The sequence below is a fragment of the Pseudomonas frederiksbergensis genome (assembly GCF_003732665.1).
GTDB lineage: Bacteria > Pseudomonadota > Gammaproteobacteria > Pseudomonadales > Pseudomonadaceae > Aquipseudomonas > Aquipseudomonas frederiksbergensis_G.
In genome coordinates this window covers 1-278 of record NZ_MOBP01000092.1, presented here as the reverse complement: position 1 = coordinate 278, position 278 = coordinate 1, and the positions used below count along the sequence as shown (strand labels likewise).

1 protein-coding gene is annotated in these 278 nt (G+C 62.2%); it reads left to right on the top strand.

The features are described 5' to 3' along the window. A partial coding sequence (locus BK665_RS33285) for a zinc-binding dehydrogenase (protein WP_148053279.1) occupies window positions 1-278 on the top strand: 278 nt, incomplete at both ends.

The following is a 278-nucleotide window of genomic DNA, read 5'->3' as shown; positions in this document are numbered from 1 at the left end:
GGGAATTGTTGTTCGAGCGCCTGCAAGTGCGCGAAGGCAAAACCGATGAAGACAAGAGTTTGCTGATCGTCGGTGCGGCCGGTGGCGTCGGCTCGATCCTGACCCAACTGGCCAACCAGCTCACCGGGTTCAAGGTGATCGGCACCGCGTCTCGTCCACAAACCCAGAGCTGGGTGCGCGAGTTGGGCGCCGACCTGGTGATAGATCACAGCCAGCCGCTGAGCGAAGAACTCAAACGTGCCGGCGTCGAGCACGTGAACCACGTCGCCAGCCTGACC